Here is a 19,411-nt window from a genome sequence, read left to right on the forward strand (position 1 = left end):
GCTTGTTGTAAAGGTAGGTGAATGTATGGCAGCAAGAGACGAATTAGAAGCGATTCTAAGTAAGGAGGAATATACGCAGTATTATGACCAATCGCAAGGTTTCTTTGCAAAGTGGATTGGAAAAGCGTGGACATGGTTTCTTGATCAATTAGCTAAGTTATTTCCAGCGATTGAGCGATCTAGTGGTGTACCTGGAATGGTTTATGTTGTTGCCGTTGTGGTTGTAGTTGTCGTTCTGGCGATTGTCCTATTTTTAATTAGTCGCAATATAAAACGTCGTCATGATTTCCGGGAAAATAAACCACTCCAATCAATGAACGAAATCAATTGGTCATCAAGCATGCACATGGATGAATTGAGGAAACGAGAGCAAGCTGGGGATTACAAAAGCTCTACTCGTCATTTGTTCTTAGCACTACTGCTACATTTCCATGAAAATAAGTGGCTTGAGGCAAGAATATGGAAAACGAATTGGGAATATTATGATGAATTACAAAAAGTAGACCAACAAGCTGCAAGTATGTTTAATGATGTTGCACTTTTGTTTGATAAGGTGACGTATGGGGAGCATATCGTTACAGAAAATGAATACATGCATTATAGAGGTAAAGTGATGGAATGGTTAGACAGCAACCTGCAAACATCTAATCAGAAGGAGGAATGAAGACGTCTTGGAAAAGAGAAAAACATTGAGACGAACTTGGATTTGGCTAACGGTTCTTCTCCTATTATTTACTCTTAGTAGTTATATTGTGCTAGACCAGCCACCGAGAGAATTTCCGCCGAACGTTTCTCATTCGCCGTCTCCTTCTGGTGTCAAGGCACTTTATACATATTTAGCAGAAGAGAATACCAACCAAAGTAGGTGGTCTCAAGATCCTGAGCTTTTACTAGCCAATGGACATGAGCAGTTACTTATTATGATTGAGCCAGCCTTTATCCCAAGTACAGAAGAAATGAACCAATACAGAGCATTTATTGAAGACGGGAATACGGTTCTACTTGTGAGTGAAAATCCTACTGGGATGTTTGATTTGAAGGCAAGTCCAGTTGCTCCTTCCGAGGAAGAGATTATTGTAACCGATTCGAATGGACAGGATTTTACTGCCTTCATTCCTTCAACTGTTCGCTTGATGACGGATGAAGATGATGAAATCTTATTGGAGGATGAAGATGGCGTTATCGCCTTTAAGCGGAGTATTGGCGAGGGTGAATTGATCGTCTCCAACTCTCCAAGTTGGTTTCAAAATGGGCAAATTCTTGAAGCGGAGCATCTCACTCTTGTCTTGGAACTTCTTGATGAACATCAAGCAACAACGGTTCTGTTTGATGAGTATATTCATGGGCAAGAAAATGCCGAAAAGCTGACGAATATTTATCCGAAGTGGTTTTTATTTAGTTTACTCCAAGCCTTCCTCCTAGCAGTATTATGGGTTTGGTTCCGTGGCAAGAGATTTGGTCCGATTCTTGTTGCACGTAAGGAGTCTGTTCGATTTAGTGATGAGGCAATTAACGCTCTGGCTGCTTGGTTTATTCGGAGCAAACGTTATTCAGACTCCTTGGCAATCCAGGCTGACTATATGAGGATATTGCTACAGGAACGTTGGGGTATTTCCTACTCGAAGGATTGGAAGGAAATAGGCCCATTGTTAGAACGGAAGTGGAGTGATGTATCTCCACAGGATCTTCAAGAGTTTCTAGGCGGATTACAACAAGTATTGAATAAGGAGAAAATAAGCAAGCAGGAATTTCTATTCTGGTCCAAGAAAATCGACCAATTACAGAAAGGGGTGGAGCAAGGATGAGAACTGAACTTGCAACATTACTAGAAGACTATGAAAAAAGAATCCTTGGTCAAAATACAAATATAAGATTATTACTTGCTGCTGTTTTATCGGGCGGGCATGTTTTACTTGAGGGAGTGCCAGGTACAGGGAAAACACAAATGGTTAAAAATCTCGCATTCCTGTTAGGAGGTACCTTTAATAGAATTCAATTCACACCCGATTTACTACCAAGTGATATTACAGGTAGTACCATTTACAACATGAAGGACGGCCAATTTCAAACTTTAAAAGGACCGATCTTTACCAATGTTTTATTAGCAGATGAAATTAACCGAACACCAGCAAAAACCCAGGCGGCACTTCTTGAAGCAATGGAAGAGAAACAAGTGACCATTCAAGGTGAAACCTACTCACTTCAAGATGTTTTCTTCGTCGTTGCGACTCAGAATCCAATGGAGTTTGAGGGGACCTATCCACTTCCTGAGGCACAGCAAGATCGTTTCCTATTTAAGCTCCATATTGAATTTCCATCATTTGAGGAAGAAAAGCATGTGCTAAAGCAAGTCATTGAAAAAAGCTTTAATACAGGTAGAGCAGAAGCCGTATTAGATCTGCAAACATTTCTATCAATAAGAAAAGAGATTGAACAAGTAACAATTAGTGACAGTGTGCTGACGTACATTATGGAGATTGTTAGAAAAACGAGAGACTCTGAGTCCATTCGTTTTGGTGCTAGTACAAGAGCGGCTATTTCCATCGGAAAGGCAGCTCAAGCTTGGGCCTATTTAATGGATCGAGATTATGTCACACCAGATGATATTAAAATGGTAGCAAAACCTGCATTAAGACATCGAATTCAATTATCTCCACATATGGAATTGGAGGGGGCGACTGTTGACCAAATTATTGAAGAGCTTGTTGGGTCGATTACTGTTCCAAGGTAGAGGAATTGTTCCGACAGCTAAATTAATGATCGCCTTTTCATCTATTTCATTTCTATTAATTGTTGCTTCGTTCTTTGGGATCTCATGGACATGGGTTCTACTTATAAATGGTTTCTTCATAGCTGGAAGTTTAGTTGATTTAATGCTTTCGCCAAATAAAAGACAAATTCATTTTCAACGAACGATACCGGAGGAAATGGAAAGGAACCTTACCTATCATGTAGAGATTTCTGTGGTTAATGAGTCGTCACACCGCTTTCACTTCAGGGTGGTTGATGGGCTTCCACAATCATTTTTACGGCCATTCCCTTTAATTGGGCAAGTGAATGAACAGATGCAGACCGTTCTTCTATATGAAACGAAAGCACCAGTAAGAGGAAGCTATATTGTTGATAAGCTTCATGTAAGATACCGAAGCGTTCTTGGCTTATGGGAGAAGCAGACAACAGTCTCACTTGAGACAAAGGTTAAGGTCATACCAGATTTAACGGAGACTAAACAGTATCTAGAAAATGCTCAACAGTTTCTGAAGTATGAAGGGGTCAATATTCGTCGTCAAAAAAAGGGCATGGGAGAGTTTTCAAAAATCCGCAATTATGTTGTTGGTGATGATCCTAGAATGATTAACTGGCGTCAAACAGCTAAGCTACAGGAAGTGATGACAAATGAATATGAGCCAGAGCATGGGAAATACATTACGATTTTGATTGATTGTGGCAGGATGATGGGGGCCGAACTAAAAAAAGGCAATCGCCTTGAAAGAGCTTTGGAGGCTGCGTTAACTGTTGCTGCTGCCTCTTTGCAAAAAGGAGACCATGTGTCGGTTATTGCTTTTTCTAATAAAGTAAAGGTATACGTACCTCCGGCAAAGGGGATGGCTCATCTCCAAACGATCCTTCATGCAATCTATCATTTAGAGGTTGATGCAGTCGAATCAAACTATGCTGATATTCTCCACTATATCCAAACAATGCAAAGAAAGAGAAGTTTGCTTTTGTTATTTAGTGATGTACGTACGTTTCTCCATGAAGAAAGTGCTCTAATCTATTTATCACGACTTAGAAGACAGCACTTGTTCCTAATGATTGGTGTCGAGGATCGAACCTTGCTTGAAAAGGCAAGCCAACAACCAACGCACCTACATGTGACAATGGCTAAGAGCATGGCAATGCAACAGTTGATAATCAAAAAACGTGAAAAGAATAAGTGGGAGAAGAGTGGCCTCCATATGCTGGAGGCCAGGGAGGAACAGCTAGCAGTCACAGCCGTGTCCTCATATATAGACATTATGAATCGAGGGTTGCTCTAGAATCTTTTCTTTTAAGAAGTGCTTTCCCAATGGCAACATAGAATACGAGCCCAAAGACGGTAATGATGGCGACAAGGTATTTTGCTTCAAGAGAAATGGCTGCTGGTGTAATAAATCCTTCAATTACACCAGCAATAATAAATAAAGGAATCGTGCCAAGTAACAATTGAACCGAACGTTTTGCTTGTTCCTTTAATTGATAGCCTCTTGAATAAGAACCAGGAACAAATAACTTGTACCCCATCAATAGACCTGCTCCGCCAGCAATGAAGATCGCTGTTAATTCAATCATGCCATGTGGAACAATATAAGCCCAGAAGTCATAGGTTTTGTCATATTGCCAAAAAAGGGCGGCAAGAGCTCCAATGATGATTCCGTTGTAAATAAGGATATAAATGGTGAGTAAGCCAAAGGTTATTCCACCTGCAAACGCCAAGATCGCAACTTGGATGTTATTTGTCATAATTTCTGCAGACATTACAGGAGCATCAACCATCCCGTCACTGGCTCCAAGTTGATCAGGATTAACCCCTTGTGCAATTTGAGGGGGAAGAACAGAATATAAGTGCAGTGGATCATTAATGACTGCAGCAAAGCTTCCTGCCGCTCCTAATGTAAAAAGAAGCATAGCAATAACGACAAATCTCCATTGTTCAGAAAGCAAACGAACAAATGTGGTGCCAAAGAATGTTCTAATTTGTTTCATACTTGAAACTTGATCACGATAGAGTAAGTTATGAGACTTAGCAACGAGGCCATTTAAATAGGCTGTTACATCATCCTGCCCGAAATAAGTTTGACTATAAGACAGGTTCTGTGTGGCCTTCTGGTAAAGTCGATGAAATTGGTTAATTTCTTCACCAGATATATGTCGCTTCTGTTTGTGCAATGTTGTCATTAGTTCCTCTAGTTGTTTCCAATCAGCACGATGCTGCTTAACAAATTGCTTTACATTCATAATAGCACCTTCTTACTGTATGTTGTTTATTCTGATGAACTCCTTCTATAGTATAGTATCAATAGAAAAATAGAAACATGTAAAAGTAAAAATGTTCCATAAAAGGAGGGCTCTATGAGTCAAGAAAAGATTGAAATCAAAACACCAGAGTATGTCTCGTTACAGTATCAAACCGCAGGGCTTGGAAGTAGGGCTTCCGCGTTCATCATCGATCAAATCATCATCACAATCGTAAATATTGCCATGGTTCTTTTTTTCGTTTTTGTCATGATTGGCCAAGATAATTTATTCATTGAGTCATCAACGGTGCCAATTGCAATTATGGTTATTAGTATATTTCTTGTTAATTGGGGTTATTTTTTCGCGGTAGAGTATTTTTCTGGTGGACGAACGATTGGGAAGAAGATGATTGGGATTAGAGTTATCCAAGAAAATGGCCACAGTATTACTTTACTAGCAAGCTTTATTCGTAATCTGTTAAGAATTATTGATCAACTCCCTGCAAGCTATTTACTAGGAATGACCATGGTTTTCTTACATTCTAAGCATAAACGTTTAGGGGATATCGTTGCAGGCACAATCGTTGTCCATGAAAGAAGGAAGAAACAAAATAAGAAGATGACGCCTCTTGAAAAGGAAATAGAAAGAAGAGGTCTCTCGTTAGATGATCTTGTTTTAGAGGAATGGGCGATGAAGGCAATAACAGCAAAAGAGTGGGACATCCTCAAAACATATAGTGAGCGTCTTTCTGGATTGCCTTTGTCAGAAAGAAAAGAACTAACTGCCAAAGTTGGAAACATTATATTGGTTAAGGTCGGTCTAGAGACCGGAGACAAAACAGAAACGGAACTGGAAAACATGCTCCTTATTGTTTATTTAAAGCTAAGAGAAGAGTGGGAGTTTGAATTGTAAAGTTATAGTAAAATTTGAAATACCCTGAAGGCAAACGCCTTTGGGGTATTTTTCTTTTACCACCAGTGTGTTGAATCATGAAAGGTTAACAGATTCTTAATATTTCTTTGCTATACTCTCCCTTATATATAGGAGGGGTCTTGATGGGAAGAGAGAGAGAAACTCGTACAAGCTTTTATGAAAAGGTCTTTCAAAAGATTGATTTGAAAGCTCGGTTGTTTACTTTATTCTTTGCGATATTAGTTATTTCGGTAGTTGCTGTTGGTCTTAGTTCATATTTACAAGCGAAGGATGCAACGACGGAAACCATTGAAAATAGACTAATACGAGAAGCAGAGCTAATGGGGCATATAGCTGAAAATTTAAAGTTTCTGTACGTTAGTGATGAAAGTTACTTTAATCAAGAGCTAAACAAGCATATAAAAGCACAGAAAGAAACGTTAGAAAAGGAAGGGATTCAACCAGAGTTTTTCTATATTACTAATAAAGAAATAACTCCGTTTACAGTCAGTGAGCAAGAGTTACCGACCGTGAGTGAGGCCATCGTAACCGAAATGATTGAGGTTAAACACGGTGTATTACATAAAGAAATTGAAGGTACTGCTTATACCATTTCATTCCGGGAAATGAATGAAATCGGTGGCGTTTTTGCACTTCTTGTCCCAGTAGAGTCATACATGGGCGCTATTGAAAAAATGGCTAATATGACCCTCATTGTGGTCATTGTAAGTATTGTTTTATCATTTGTTCTATTAGTGTTTTTCGTACGTTCAATTACGGTGCCATTGAACAAAATTAGAAATATGATGAGAGATATCCGCGAAGGTAACTTTCAAAAAACAAATGAAATAAACACAACGTTACCTGAAATTATTTCATTGCACAAAAGTTATTCGGCTATGATTGATCATATAAGTATGATTTTGAAGGATCTTAACCATACAACGATTAAATTGGAGCGGACAGGAGAGGGCTTAAGGACATCTTCTGAGGGCACTCTTGCTTCAAGTCAACAGCTAGTTACGGCTATAGGTCTCGTAAAAGAAGGGTCAGAGCAAACAGCAAGTAGCTCAGAGGGCAGTCTAAATCAATTTAGAGAAATGAAGCAGATAACCCAGGAGATGCAAATCAAGATGGGGAAGGTGTTTGGTCATTCCGAGGATATGAACGACTCCGCTAAGCAGGGTGAGCATAATATGACGGATATGATTGAAATGATGCACTCCTTCGAGCATGATTTTCATCATCTCACATCAACAATCCAAGACGTAAAGGAAAGCTCACTATTGATTGCAAATATGGTTGGTTTAATAAAAGGAATCTCTGAACAAACGAAGCTACTCGCGTTAAATGCAACGATTGAAGCAGCTAGAGCGGGAGAATCAGGAAAGGGATTTGCCGTTGTTGCAACTGAGGTTCGGAAATTAGCTGAACAATCGACGAAAGCAACAGAAGAAATCACCAATTCAATTGTGAGAATGGAAGGGAAGACCGTAGAGGCTTCAAAAGAATTTGAACAAATGCTAGCAAAGACAAAGACTAATTTAACAATGGCGAATCACTCAAAGCAATCGTTTGATTTGCTAATGCAGGAAATTACAGCAGTGAGTCATAATCTCAAAGAGATGCAGGACGAGCTCAACCAATTCAATGAAACTATACCAACACTCGAATATTCTGCAGACCGCCTTTCTTCAATTTCTCAGGAAACATCAGCAAGTGCTCAGGAAATGCTAGCAACTAGTGAGCATCAAATCAAACAAATGGAAAATACCCATCAAATTGGCTTAGAATTAATCAATCTAGCTACATCGCTATCCAAGATGACAAAGCAATATACGATAGAATAAAAAAAGAGGTTGGGACATAACTAAAGTGTCTAACGGAAATGCCGAACAAAGCAATCACATAGCGGATGAAATATACGTAGACTCCTGCGGGATCTAAAAGAGGCCACTGAAAAAGGTGTGATTTTCACCTTTCTTTAGTGGCCTTTAAGCAATGAGCGAAACCGTTGCATTGTCTTAAGCCTGCTATGAGTGGGTTTCTCATAGAAGGCGTGCAACGTGAGGAGCCATTGCTGCTTCCTCGAACTTGCCCAAAGGGACTTTTTCAGTGGCCTCATCTAAAAGCCAAGGGTGAGACCCCACAGGCGTAGACGAGGAGGCTCACCGGCTTCCCGCGGAAAGCGTAGTATATTTCAGGAGCGGTTTATGTCCGCTAACTATTGTTACTCGGATTTTCTATTAGTTAAATCACTTTTGTCCCAACCTCTATTTAATCACTACTTTAATTTAAAGTGCTGAATAGAACCTTGTAATTGTTCGGCAAGTTTTGCTAGAGATAGAGTGGCTGATGTAACCTCTTTTGAAGAAGCCGCCTGCTCTTCCATAGATACAGAGACTTGTTGAGTTTTTGAAGCAGTCTCACTTGAAATAGTTGTTATTTGTTCAACACTTGAAGAAATACGTTTAATGGATGATTGGATAAGTTCTGATGCTGTTGAAACCTCTTGGATTTGTCCAGTGACATAATCAACCGATTGCTGTATATCATCAAATGTATGTTCAACGGTTTTGATCGCTTCAATGCCTTTAGAGGATTGTTTCACTGTTTCATCCATTGACTGAACCGTTTCCTCTGTTTCTTTCAAAATGGCTGTAATTAGACTCGTAATCTGCTCAGATGAGTTTTTTGATTGTTCAGCAAGATTTCGGACCTCATTTGCTACTACAGCAAACCCTTTTCCATGCTCACCTGCTCTAGCTGCTTCAATCGCTGCATTTAGGGCAAGTAGATTTGTTTGATCAGAAATTTGCGTGATCACGCCAATAATCTGACCAATTTCTTTTGAGCGTACCTCAAGCTGTTTAATTTTCTCGGCAACCTGTTGAATCTCATCATTTGTTGTTTCAATTTGTGAAAGAGAGGAGTCAATAATCGTAGCACCTTCTCTTGCTTTTTCTGATGTCGTATTTGCTGCCGTTACTACTTGCTGAGCATTTGCAGTTACCTGTTGTACACTAGCTGTTACATCACGGAGAAGATCGGCACTTTGTAAGACATTGTCTGATTGATCCTCTGCCCCAACGGCGACTGCTTGTATCGCTTCAGTTACTTGTTCGGTGACCCTAGTCGATTGCTCTGAAGAGGCAGAAAGTTCTTCAGCAGATGCAGCTACACTTTCGGACGTCGTGCTAACTTGATGAATCATCGTTTGAAGGTTTGCTAGCATTTGATTGAAGGAATGAGCTAATTCACCAACTTCATCCTTGGTATTAAGCTCGATTGGGTCGATAGTTAAATCACCCTGGGCAATTCGCTGAGCTGACTTTGAAACGATACCAATTGGTTTCACCATTCTTCTTAGAATAATAAAGATAACAATCGCTGCAAAAACGATGCTTAGGATCATCACGATGATAATGTTTGATTGTAACCCTTGAACAGAACCCATATAATGCTCAACTGGAGTATACGTTAAGATCGTTAATTGATTATCCTCATTCTCTATAAAGGTTCCCATATTCTCTTGATCATTAAGAGTAAAGGTTCCGTAGCCTGATTGTGCTTCTTGCATCTTTTCAAATAAGTCACTAATTCCACCCGCCTGCTCACTGAAATTTAAATTCAGAGCAAGGTCTGCTTGACTTGAGGCAATGACAAGGCCAGATGGATCCAAAATCATAGTATTACTTTCCTCGACAGAATCGGTTGCGACTAGTACCTCAGTTAATTTATTAATATCAACAGCAATAACAAGAACTGAAAGAATCTCTCCTGTTTGCTGATCCATAATTGAATTAGAGATTGTAATAACAGGTCTGCCTGTTATTGGAGAATACATATAGTCACTTGCTGAGACTCCTGGATTTTCTAGTTGTTCAAAATAGTAAGATTCTAGCTCCTTATCGAAAACGTGACCGACAGAATTGCCACCAACACCATCAATGAATACTTTATCGTCATAAGAAAAAAAGAGGTTTTCATATAACCCATTTGATGAGTTAACACGTTCGGCTAAATTTTGAGCAATTACTTCAACCTTTTCTTGATCAATTTGATTGGTTTCATTTAACTCATCAAAGAACTCGATCATAAAAAGCTCACTAACCATTGCTTCAGATAATTGGAATTGTGAATCAAATACTGATTCAAATTGTTTGTTTTTTTCATTTGCGACCGAGCTTAAAGAGTTTCTAGCTTCGGTTTCTAGTGCATTTGAAGTGGTGTAGCTCGTGTAAACTAACGTAATTAACATTGGAATAATTAAACAGATAAGGCTAGTAAGAAAAATTTTCAAAAATAAACTGTTTTTATAAAATGACCTTTTCTTCATTTGTTGCACTCCCTTTAGTTGGTTAAAGTTTTCTTTACATATAGTAGCACGAAGGATCAAAAATAGTACAGTATTTAAACTTAAAATATTAAAATAAAATAATTTTGACATAAATGATCGATTATTCTTCTTTCTTTTTACTAACCTAAAAAGTTTGCAATAATGTTAAAATTTCGATTGACAAAATTAATTGGAAAATTATACAATGTGGTTACTATTAAAAGGGGGGTATATGAAATGATTGTTTTAAAGTATAGTATCTTTACAACTTCAAACAATGTAACCCGCCTAAAATATCGTTCCTTTTAAAGGACTATTTATTTTGTTATTTACGCAGGTTACGTAACTTAGTAGCGTGCGATTTTGTCTTTTGGGGGCGTCATGCACTAACGCATGACGCCCTTTTTGTGTTTAACGGTTGTTCCGAGTATTTACTCGTTAACAATAAATTAAAAAAAGTGAAAGGAGTTTTTGACAATGAAGCAAGTTGAGGGGATCCGCATGATTAAATCAGATTGGACAGAAGATGGCTAACGAAGCAATAAAAATGGAAATAATGGAGGAGGAACTTGTTTTATGTTCTCAGTACTTTGGAAACTAGGTTGGTTTTTTAAGCAATATTGGAAGCGATATACGATCGCAGTCCTATTACTAATTGTCGTTAGCTTCTTGGACGTCATTCCACCAAAACTAATTGGAATTGCTATTGATGAAATACAGTTTAGACAGTTGACGATGGAACGGCTACAGGAGCTTTTATTATTTTATGGTGGATTAATCATCGTAAGTTATTTAGTCACGTATGTTTGGATGTACCAGTTGTTTGGGGGAGCTTTTTTAATTGAACGTATTTTAAGGTTTCGTTTCATGAGACATTTGCTTTCAATGACTCCTCGCTTTTTCGAAAAAAACCGTACAGGTGATTTAATGGCAAGAGCAACAAATGATTTGAAAGCCATATCAATGACTGCCGGTTTTGGTATCTTAACGTTAATTGATTCAACGATTTTCATGATTATTATTATTGCGGTCATGGGTTTTACGATCAGCTGGCAGCTTACTCTAGCAGCATTGATTCCATTACCATTGATGGCAATTGCTATTCAATTTTATGGTAAATTAATTCATCAACGGTTTACAGCCGCTCAAGACGCATTCGGTAACTTAAATGACAATGTCTTAGAATCGATTGCGGGAGTGAGAGTAATCCGGGCCTATGTACAAGAAAAGGCAGATGAAAAAAGATTCAAAGATGAAACAGAAGGCGTCTATGAGAAGAATATGGGAGTTGCAAAGGTAGATGCCCTTTTCGAGCCGACGATTAAGATTTTAGTTGGGTTAAGCTATGTTATTGGACTTGGATATGGTGCTTATCTAGTTTTTCACCAAACAATTACACTTGGTCAATTGATTAGCTTCAATATTTACTTAGGAATGCTTATTTGGCCAATGTTTGCAGTAGGGGAGCTCATTAATGTCTTACAACGAGGGAATGCTTCCTTGGATCGTGTAAATGAAACACTTTCCTACGATCCTGATGTCAAGGATGCAGATCAGAGCCTGACAGTGGCAAGTCCAGAAACAATTTCGTTCTCGGATGTTACCTTCCGCTATCCTTCATCAACGTCGGATAATTTGAAAAATATTTCTTTATATGTTGAGAAGGGGCAAACCATTGGGGTTGTTGGTAAAACAGGTAGTGGAAAGACAACACTCTTGAAACAGTTGTTACGTGATTACCCATTAGGAACTGGAAGCATTTCTATATCGAATACACCGCTTGAGCAGATCCCAGTAGATGATGTACATTCCTGGATTGGATACGTTCCACAGGAGCAAATTCTATTTTCGAGAACAATTCGAGAAAACCTTAAGTTTGGGAAAGAAGAAGTTAGTGAAGAAGAGATTGAATATGCACTAACTTTAGCCGCATTTGATAATGATTTAACTGTCCTTCCAAAAGGGCTAGATACACTCGTTGGTGAGAAAGGGGTTGCCCTATCTGGGGGACAAAAACAACGAATTTCAATTGCACGAGCGTTAATTAAAAACCCAGATATTCTTTTACTGGACGATGCGATGTCTGCTGTTGATGGAAAAACAGAAGCAAAAATGATAGAGAATATTCGCAGAGAACGTGCAGGAAAGACAACATTTATTACGACACATCGCCTTTCAGCAGTCCAACATGCAGATTGGATTGTAGTCATGGAAGACGGCGAAATCGTAGAAGAGGGTACACATGAGCAGCTACTTACGCTCAATGGATGGTACAAGGAGCAATTTGACCGTCAACAGTCTGAGTCATATGGGGAGGTGAGCTAGATGAGAAAGCAAACGGCAGGAAAACGCCTTTTCCAATATGCTCTTCTGTATAAACGGACGATTATCATCGCATTATTGATGTTAACTGTTGCTGTTGCCGCGGAACTAACTGGGCCTTTTATTGCAAAGAAAGTTATTGATGATCATATGATGGGAATTGAAAGTCCTTGGCAACAAGTTATGACAGAGGATGATAAAACAGTTACTTATCAAGGGTTGCTATATAAACGGGCTCAATATGTGACGAGTGATGATGAAGTTGGTGAAGAACTGTTACAACTTGTTCAAGTTGGTCGTTCCTTTTATGCTGTTGATGAGCATTTGGCCTTTGATGGTCAAAGAGAACTCAACGGAACGAATTTAACAATCACACAAGGTGAAAACGAAGCAAGCTATACGGCTGTTCCTTTGACACAGTCAGAGCTCATTGCTTTTTATCAACCAGAAGTTCGTCCAATCATTATGCTGCTTGCATTTTACGTTGGATTGCTTCTGTTCGCAGCCTTCTTTCAGTATGGAAAAGCAATACTATTGCAAAAGGCTGCAAATCGAATTATTCAAAGAATGAGAACCGATGTTTTTGAGCATATTCAACGAGTACCGATCAATTACTTTGATAATCAACCAGCAGGTAGGATTGTTTCACGTGTAACAAATGATACCGAGGCCATTCGTGAACTCTATGTAAAAGTGTTAGCGACATTCTTTACGAGCGGGATTTACATGACTGGAATTTTCGTTGCACTATTCTTACTAGACACAAGACTTGCATTAATAACTATGTTAGTTGTGCCAATCATTTTAGTGTGGATGTTTGTCTATCGTAAGCTAGCATCAAAGTATAATTATTTAATTCGTACAAGAGTTAGTGACATTAATGGAATGATTAATGAATCGATTCAAGGAATGCCAATCATCCGTGCCTTTAGACGAAAGGAACAGATGTCAAAGGAATTTGAAACATTAAACCAGGAGCATTTCACGTATCAGAATAAGCTATTAAGCTTAAATGCTCTAACATCCCATAACCTTGTATCTGTCCTTAGAAATCTTGCTTTTGTTGTTTTGATTTGGTATTTTGGTGGCCAATCGATGACTGCTGCAGGGCTCGTCTCAGTTGGGATGCTATACGCCTTTGTTGACTATTTAAATCGGTTATTCCAGCCAGTAACAGATATTGTTAACCAGTTAGCACAGCTGGAGCAGGCTAGAGTTTCTTCAGAGAGAGTGTTCGAGCTTCTAGATGAAGAAGGGGAAGATGTAAGTACAGAACAGCTTCCGAGATATGAGGGACATGTGAAGTTTAATGATGTTTCTTTTTCATATGATGGTGAGCATGATGTCTTAAAGAACATTAGCTTTGAAGCGAGAAAAGGCGAGACCGTTGCATTGGTTGGTCATACCGGTTCTGGTAAAAGCTCAATCATTAACTTACTCTTCCGCTACTATGATATTAAACGTGGTGAGATTACGATTGATGGTATCAATGCACAGACAATGCCTCGTCAGCAGCTAAGAAAGCACATGGGGATTGTTCTTCAGGATCCGTTCTTATTCACTGGTACGATTGCAACAAATGTTAGCCTAGAACACCCAACCATTTCAAAAGAGCAGGTTATTAAAGCATTGCGTGATGTCGGAGCGGATCGCTTTATCGAGAAGCTACCGAATCAATATGATGAACCAGTTCTAGAAAAGGGGAGTACATTATCAGCTGGTGAAAGACAGCTAATCTCTTTCGCACGTGCATTAGCATTTGATCCAGCCGTCTTAATTTTAGATGAGGCAACAGCGAATATCGATACCGAGACGGAAGCGATGATTCAGCATGCCTTGAATATTGTCAAAGAAGGAAGAACAACCTTTATTATTGCTCATAGATTGTCGACGATTAGACATGCTGATCAAATTCTTGTACTTGATCACGGAGAAATTGTTGAACGAGGCAATCATGAAGAGCTTCTTCTTCAAAAGGGGAAATACTTTCAAATGTATCAGCTTCAACAGGGAAGAGAAGTATCTGTTGTCAGCTAATCGAAAATAAAAAAGGGTATCCAAAGGAGAATGACTCCTCGGATACCCTTTTTATTTATAGTATTATTCACTAGGATGGACCATTTTTTCAGGACGAACATATTTATCAAAGTCTTCAACAGTAAGAAGTCCGGTTTCTTCTGCCGCCTCTCTTAATGTTAATCCCTTTTGATGGGCAAGCTTAGCAATTGTTGCAGCATTCTCATATCCAATATGGGGATTTAAGGCTGTAACAAGCATCAGAGATTGATCCAAGTTTCTTTGAATTACATCAAGGTTTGGTTCAATTCCAACAACGCAATTATCATGGAATGAAGTAATTGAATCAGTCAATAATTGAACTGATTGTAAAAAGTTATAACCGATAACAGGTTTAAACACATTCAATTCAAAGTTACCTTGACTTGCAGCAAATCCGATAGTAGCGTCATTACCCATCACCTGGCAGACAACCATTGTTAAAGCCTCACTTTGCGTTGGATTTACTTTCCCCGGCATAATTGAACTACCAGGCTCGTTTGCAGGGATATTAATCTCACCGATCCCTGAGCGGGGTCCACTTGCTAACCAGCGAACATCATTAGCAATTTTCATCAGATCAGCTGCCAGAGCCTTCAATGCCCCATGTGTATAAACCATTTCATCATGACTTGTAAGTGCATGAAATTTATTCTCTGCCGTTCTAAATGATTTACCTGTTAGTTGACTAATTTCTTTAGCAACTAGCTCACCGAATGCGGGATGGGCGTTAATACCAGTACCAACTGCTGTTCCCCCAATAGCAAGCTCACGTAATGTTTCTAAGCTTTGCTTAATCATTTCTTCGCTTTTCTCAAGCATACGATGCCAACCACTTATTTCTTGTCCTAGTGTTAACGGGGTTGCATCCTGTAAGTGAGTACGACCAATTTTAATGATATCGTCAAATTGATCTGATTTTGTTTTGATCGTTTGTTTAAGCTTGGTTATTGCAGGTAATAAAAAGTCTTCCATTTTCATTAAGGTTGCAATATGTAATGCCGTTGGGAACGTATCATTTGAACTTTGTGAATGGTTGACGTCATCGTTTGGATGGACCTTTTCCTCTATTCCTTTTTCTTTTAACAGTTGATTCGCACGGAAAGAGATCACTTCATTCACATTCATGTTAGACTGAGTTCCGCTTCCTGTTTGCCAGACCTTTAATGGAAAATGATCATCAAGTTTACCTGTTAAGATTTCCTCAGCTGCTTGTTCAATGACTGCTGTTTTTGCCTCACTTAACTTACCTAGCTTGTGATTGACACGGGCTGCACTCATTTTCAGAATAGCAAAAGCATGAATGAGTTCAATTGGCATTTGTTCCAGACCAATATTGAAATTCAGACTACTACGCTGTGTTTGAGCACCCCAATATTTATCTGCACGTACTTCAATTTCACCCATTGTATCCTTCTCAATTCTCATGTTCATATGATCGCCTCCTTAATAGTAATGGTAAAAAAAAGCAGAGTATGAAGTCAACTAAAAAGATGAATCCCTTTTACTACTATGTGCATGTGACGGAAAAAATAATAATATAGTTATTGACAATGAGAATCATTACCAACTATACTTGTTAATGTAGTGAGAATGATAATCGATTATTAAAAAGGGGAGAAATACACAGATGCAGGGGAAACAGAGACTAAAGATATTTTTATTTGTTTTGTTAGCGTTTACGATTTTCTTAACAGGTTGTAATCAGGAGGACGCAGCTCCTGCTGAGGATACGGAACCAGAAACGACAGAAGAAACAACCGAGGAAGCAACAGAAGAAACAAGTGATGTACGAGAAATTGAACATGCGATGGGAACAACTCCAATTGAAGGAACCCCAACCAAAATTGTGACCTTATATCAAGGAGCAACTGATGCTGCAGTAGCGTTAGGAATTAAGCCTGTTGGTGTTGTTGAGTCTTGGGTACAACAACCTACATATGAGTATCTTCGTGATGATTTAGAGGGTGTTGCTATTGTTGGGTTAGAGAACCAACCGAATCTTGAGGAGATCGCAAAGCTAAAACCAGATCTAATCATCGCATCTAAGCTTCGTCATGAGGAAATTTACGAGCAACTTGAAGCAATTGCTCCAACAGTGACACATGAGTCAGTGGAATTTTATAAGGAAACGCTTGAGTTAGTTGGTCAAGCTACAAATAAAGAAGCAGAAGCAGACCAAATTCTAGCTGATTGGGATGCGAGAATAGCTGATTTTCAAGGCAAGGTATCAGAGAAGTTAGGAGATCAATGGCCACTTAATGTGTCTCTCCTTAATTTCAGAGCAGATCATGCACGTATTTACTATCAAGGATTCGCAGGAGCAATCTTAGAAGAGCTTGGCTTTACACGTCCAGAAAATCAGCAAGTGGATGAATGGGGAGTTCAGCTTCAAGATAAGGAAAGCATTCCAGAAATGAATGCAGATGTATTCTATATCTTCAATGAAGATGATGAAGCGGTTAAGAAAACATTTGATGAATGGACTAGTCACCCATTATGGGAAAACCTTGATGCCGTTAAAAATGACCAGGTATTTATGGTTGATGAAGTGACTTGGAATATGGCTGGTGGTATTCTAGCTGCAAATCTAATGTTGGATGATATTTATGAGCGCTTTGAATTAGAGCAATAGGAACAGCAAAAAGCAAGGATTGCGAGAGAAAAAAATCTCTGCAGCCCTTGCTTGTTTCTATTTAATTATGACTGAAGAGAGGGAGAGCATGAGACATTTATTTTCTCGTATTCCTGGTGTAGGTCTTGTCTTAATGATTTGCTTATTTATTCTTTTGTTTTTTTTAAGTATGGCACTTGGGAAAACACCTATACCATTTCCGATACTAATTGATGCAATCTTTAATTATGATCCAACTAATACAGAACATATGATTATTATGACCTCCAGATTGACAAGAGCACTAATCGCAAGTGTGATTGGGGCAAGTTTGGCGATATCTGGTGCATTGATGCAAGCGTTGACAAGAAATCCGCTAGCAGCTCCCGACATATTTGGTATTAATGCAGGTGCGTTATTCTTTATTGTATTTGCAGCTACTTTCTTTTCTATGTCCTCGCTCGTTGGCTATATGTGGGTAGGCTTTTTAGGGGCGGCTGTTGCAGCAACCTTTGTATACGTAATTGGTTCATTGGGGAGAGACGGGTTAACCCCTATAAAAATTGTACTAGCAGGAGCGGCAATTACAGCTTTATTTGTTTCATTCACGCAAGGCTTGCTGGTCATTAATGAACAAGGTCTGCAAAGCATTTTGTTCTGGCTTTCGGGTTCCGTTGCTGGAAGGTCGATTGATATGTTAATCCCGCTTTTACCTTTTGTGATCTCAGCGTGGGTAGTGTCAATGTTCTTAGGTAGATCAGTTAATATTCTCCGTTCAGGTGAAGACGTTGCAAGAAGTCTAGGTCAGCGAACCTTGCTGGTGAAGCTAGTGATTGGGTTAATTATTGTTTTTCTTGCGGGCGGTTCTGTTGCTATCGGTGGGGCGATTGGGTTTATCGGATTGATTGTACCTCATATCGTCAGAGGAATGGTAGGGATAGACTACCGCTGGGTGCTTCCATATTGTGCATTTGGTGGTGCTGCATTGCTCCTCCTTGCTGATATTGGAGCCAGATTCATCATTATGCCTCAGGAAATGCCAATCGGTGTCATGACGGCAATGATTGGGACTCCATTTTTTATCTACATTGCTAGAAAGGGGTTAGCTAAAGGTGAGTGATATCAACTTTCGAAACAAGTCAGGTTCAATTTCCTTTCAAGTAGAAAAAAGAAATATTAAAGCATTCATTTATCTAACGATTGTGGTACTTATCACATTATTTATCGGAATATCTGTTGGTAGTACATGGCTTAACCCAATAACTGTTATTACCCATTTGCTGGGTCTTAGTGATGAACATACGTATATCATCCATACCCTCAGGCTTCCAAGAGTTCTATTATCCTTTTTAGTAGGAGCAGCATTAGCTGTATCTGGTTTGATTCTGCAATCCTTGGTACGTAATCCTCTGGCCTCTCCAGATATTATTGGAATTACTGGTGGTGCGTCTGTAGGAGCTGTTTTCTTTTTAATTACATTTGCAGGAACAGTGAGCATCAAATGGCTCCCTGTATCAGCTATTACTGGTGCATTACTAGTGGCGATTCTTGTCTATTCTCTGTCATGGAAAAATGGAATTACACCAATTCGTCTTGTACTTATTGGAATTGGTGTTTCAGCCGGAATGAGTTCACTAACAACAATGATGATTGTCTTAAGCGAAATGGCAATCGCGACAAAGGCATATGTTTGGCTAACAGGTAGTGTGTACGGAGCTAACTGGGAGAATGTCTACGGCATGCTGATATGGGCATTGGTCTTTATCCCGCTTACGTTTCTTTTCTCAAGAACGGTTAATGCTAAGCAGTTAGGTGATGATGTTGCGACTAGCTTAGGTATCCATGTTCAGCTGCAGCGCTTTGCACTGCTTTTTATCAGTGTTGTCCTGGCTGGTTCTGCCGTTTCTTATGCTGGGGGAATTGGCTTTGTTGGCTTAGTTGCACCACATATTGCAAGAATGATCATTGGGCGATCCTTTGGTCCACTTATTTTTAGCTCTGCCTTAATTGGTGGACTACTTGTTTTAGTTTCCGATATTATTGCACGAACGGCCTTCTTGCCATTGGATCTGCCTGCAGGTGTATTCACTGCTGGAATTGGGGCCCCTTTCTTCATCTACTTACTGTTTCGTAAAAGAAATATGTAACCTCTTTCATCAGCGGCAGTTGTG

Annotated in this window: 14 protein-coding genes; 11 read left to right on the forward strand and 3 right to left on the reverse strand. The window is 39.2% G+C overall.

Translation table 11 applies throughout. From position 1 onward, the window contains the following. The first annotated feature begins 25 nt into the window (after positions 1-25). Genes J7W16_RS16240 through J7W16_RS16255 form a run of 4 tightly spaced genes read left to right on the forward strand, consistent with a single transcriptional unit; the run spans position 26 to position 4,040 of the window. A complete protein-coding gene (locus J7W16_RS16240; protein WP_210598527.1) occupies positions 26-664 on the forward strand; it encodes a DUF4129 domain-containing protein in 639 nt (212 codons plus the stop codon). Between the two features lie 7 nt (positions 665-671). Next, entirely contained in the window at positions 672-1,805 is a 1,134-nt protein-coding gene (locus J7W16_RS16245) for a DUF4350 domain-containing protein (RefSeq protein WP_210598528.1), read from the forward strand. Then, complete coding sequence (locus J7W16_RS16250) at positions 1,802-2,731, forward strand: AAA family ATPase (RefSeq protein ID WP_210598529.1); 930 nt, start codon at positions 1,802-1,804, stop codon at positions 2,729-2,731. Before J7W16_RS16245 ends, J7W16_RS16250 begins: the two co-directional genes overlap by 4 nt. Next, positions 2,682-4,040, forward strand: coding sequence for a DUF58 domain-containing protein (locus J7W16_RS16255; protein WP_246880064.1), 1,359 nt, complete (start codon positions 2,682-2,684; stop codon positions 4,038-4,040). Before J7W16_RS16250 ends, J7W16_RS16255 begins: the two co-directional genes overlap by 50 nt. Here the strand turns inward: J7W16_RS16255 and J7W16_RS16260 are convergent. Further along, positions 4,018-4,998 (reverse strand): stage II sporulation protein M, encoded by a 981-nt coding sequence (locus J7W16_RS16260; protein ID WP_210598530.1) that lies wholly within the window; start codon positions 4,996-4,998, stop codon positions 4,018-4,020. The genes J7W16_RS16255 and J7W16_RS16260 overlap by 23 nt on opposite strands. Before the next feature lie 114 nt (positions 4,999-5,112). Between J7W16_RS16260 and J7W16_RS16265 the strand changes: the two genes are divergently transcribed. Then, positions 5,113-5,910 (forward strand): RDD family protein, encoded by a 798-nt coding sequence (locus J7W16_RS16265; RefSeq protein ID WP_210598531.1) that lies wholly within the window; start codon positions 5,113-5,115, stop codon positions 5,908-5,910. A 143-nt stretch (positions 5,911-6,053) separates the two neighbouring features. Further along, positions 6,054-7,760 (forward strand): methyl-accepting chemotaxis protein, encoded by a 1,707-nt coding sequence (locus tag J7W16_RS16270; protein WP_210598532.1) that lies wholly within the window; start codon positions 6,054-6,056, stop codon positions 7,758-7,760. Between the two features lie 434 nt (positions 7,761-8,194). Here J7W16_RS16270 and J7W16_RS22640 read toward each other — a convergent pair whose 3' ends face one another. After that, on the reverse strand, positions 8,195-10,249 hold the full coding sequence (locus J7W16_RS22640) for a methyl-accepting chemotaxis protein (RefSeq protein WP_210598533.1): 2,055 nt from the start codon (positions 10,247-10,249) through the stop codon (positions 8,195-8,197). A 576-nt stretch (positions 10,250-10,825) separates the two neighbouring features. Between J7W16_RS22640 and J7W16_RS16280 the strand changes: the two genes are divergently transcribed. Continuing rightward, the gene (locus J7W16_RS16280) at positions 10,826-12,574 is read left to right on the forward strand and encodes an ABC transporter ATP-binding protein (RefSeq protein WP_210598534.1); all 1,749 of its coding nucleotides are present in this window, start codon (positions 10,826-10,828) and stop codon (positions 12,572-12,574) included. Continuing rightward, a complete protein-coding gene (locus tag J7W16_RS16285; protein ID WP_210598535.1) occupies positions 12,575-14,608 on the forward strand; it encodes an ABC transporter ATP-binding protein in 2,034 nt (677 codons plus the stop codon). Positions 14,609-14,671: 63 nt separating this feature from the next. Here the strand turns inward: J7W16_RS16285 and fumC are convergent, their stop codons facing one another. After that, complete coding sequence (gene fumC, locus J7W16_RS16290) at positions 14,672-16,060, reverse strand: class II fumarate hydratase (protein WP_210598536.1); 1,389 nt, start codon at positions 16,058-16,060, stop codon at positions 14,672-14,674. A gap of 196 nt (positions 16,061-16,256) precedes the next feature. Between fumC and J7W16_RS16295 the strand changes: the two genes are divergently transcribed. The 3 genes from J7W16_RS16295 to J7W16_RS16305 all read left to right on the forward strand — a co-directional run bounded on the left by J7W16_RS16295 (position 16,257) and on the right by J7W16_RS16305 (position 19,387). Beyond that, positions 16,257-17,261, forward strand: coding sequence for an ABC transporter substrate-binding protein (locus J7W16_RS16295; protein ID WP_210598537.1), 1,005 nt, complete (start codon positions 16,257-16,259; stop codon positions 17,259-17,261). 88 nt (positions 17,262-17,349) lie between these two features. Next, positions 17,350-18,360, forward strand: coding sequence for a FecCD family ABC transporter permease (locus J7W16_RS16300; protein WP_210598538.1), 1,011 nt, complete (start codon positions 17,350-17,352; stop codon positions 18,358-18,360). Then, positions 18,353-19,387, forward strand: a complete 1,035-nt coding sequence (locus J7W16_RS16305) for a FecCD family ABC transporter permease (protein WP_210598539.1) — start codon at positions 18,353-18,355, stop codon at positions 19,385-19,387. The genes J7W16_RS16300 and J7W16_RS16305 overlap by 8 nt, the downstream gene beginning before the upstream one ends. Positions 19,388-19,411: the final 24 nt, after the last annotated feature.

This window comes from Halalkalibacter suaedae (genome assembly GCF_017939705.1).
GTDB lineage: Bacteria > Bacillota > Bacilli > Bacillales > Bacillaceae_D > Halalkalibacter > Halalkalibacter suaedae.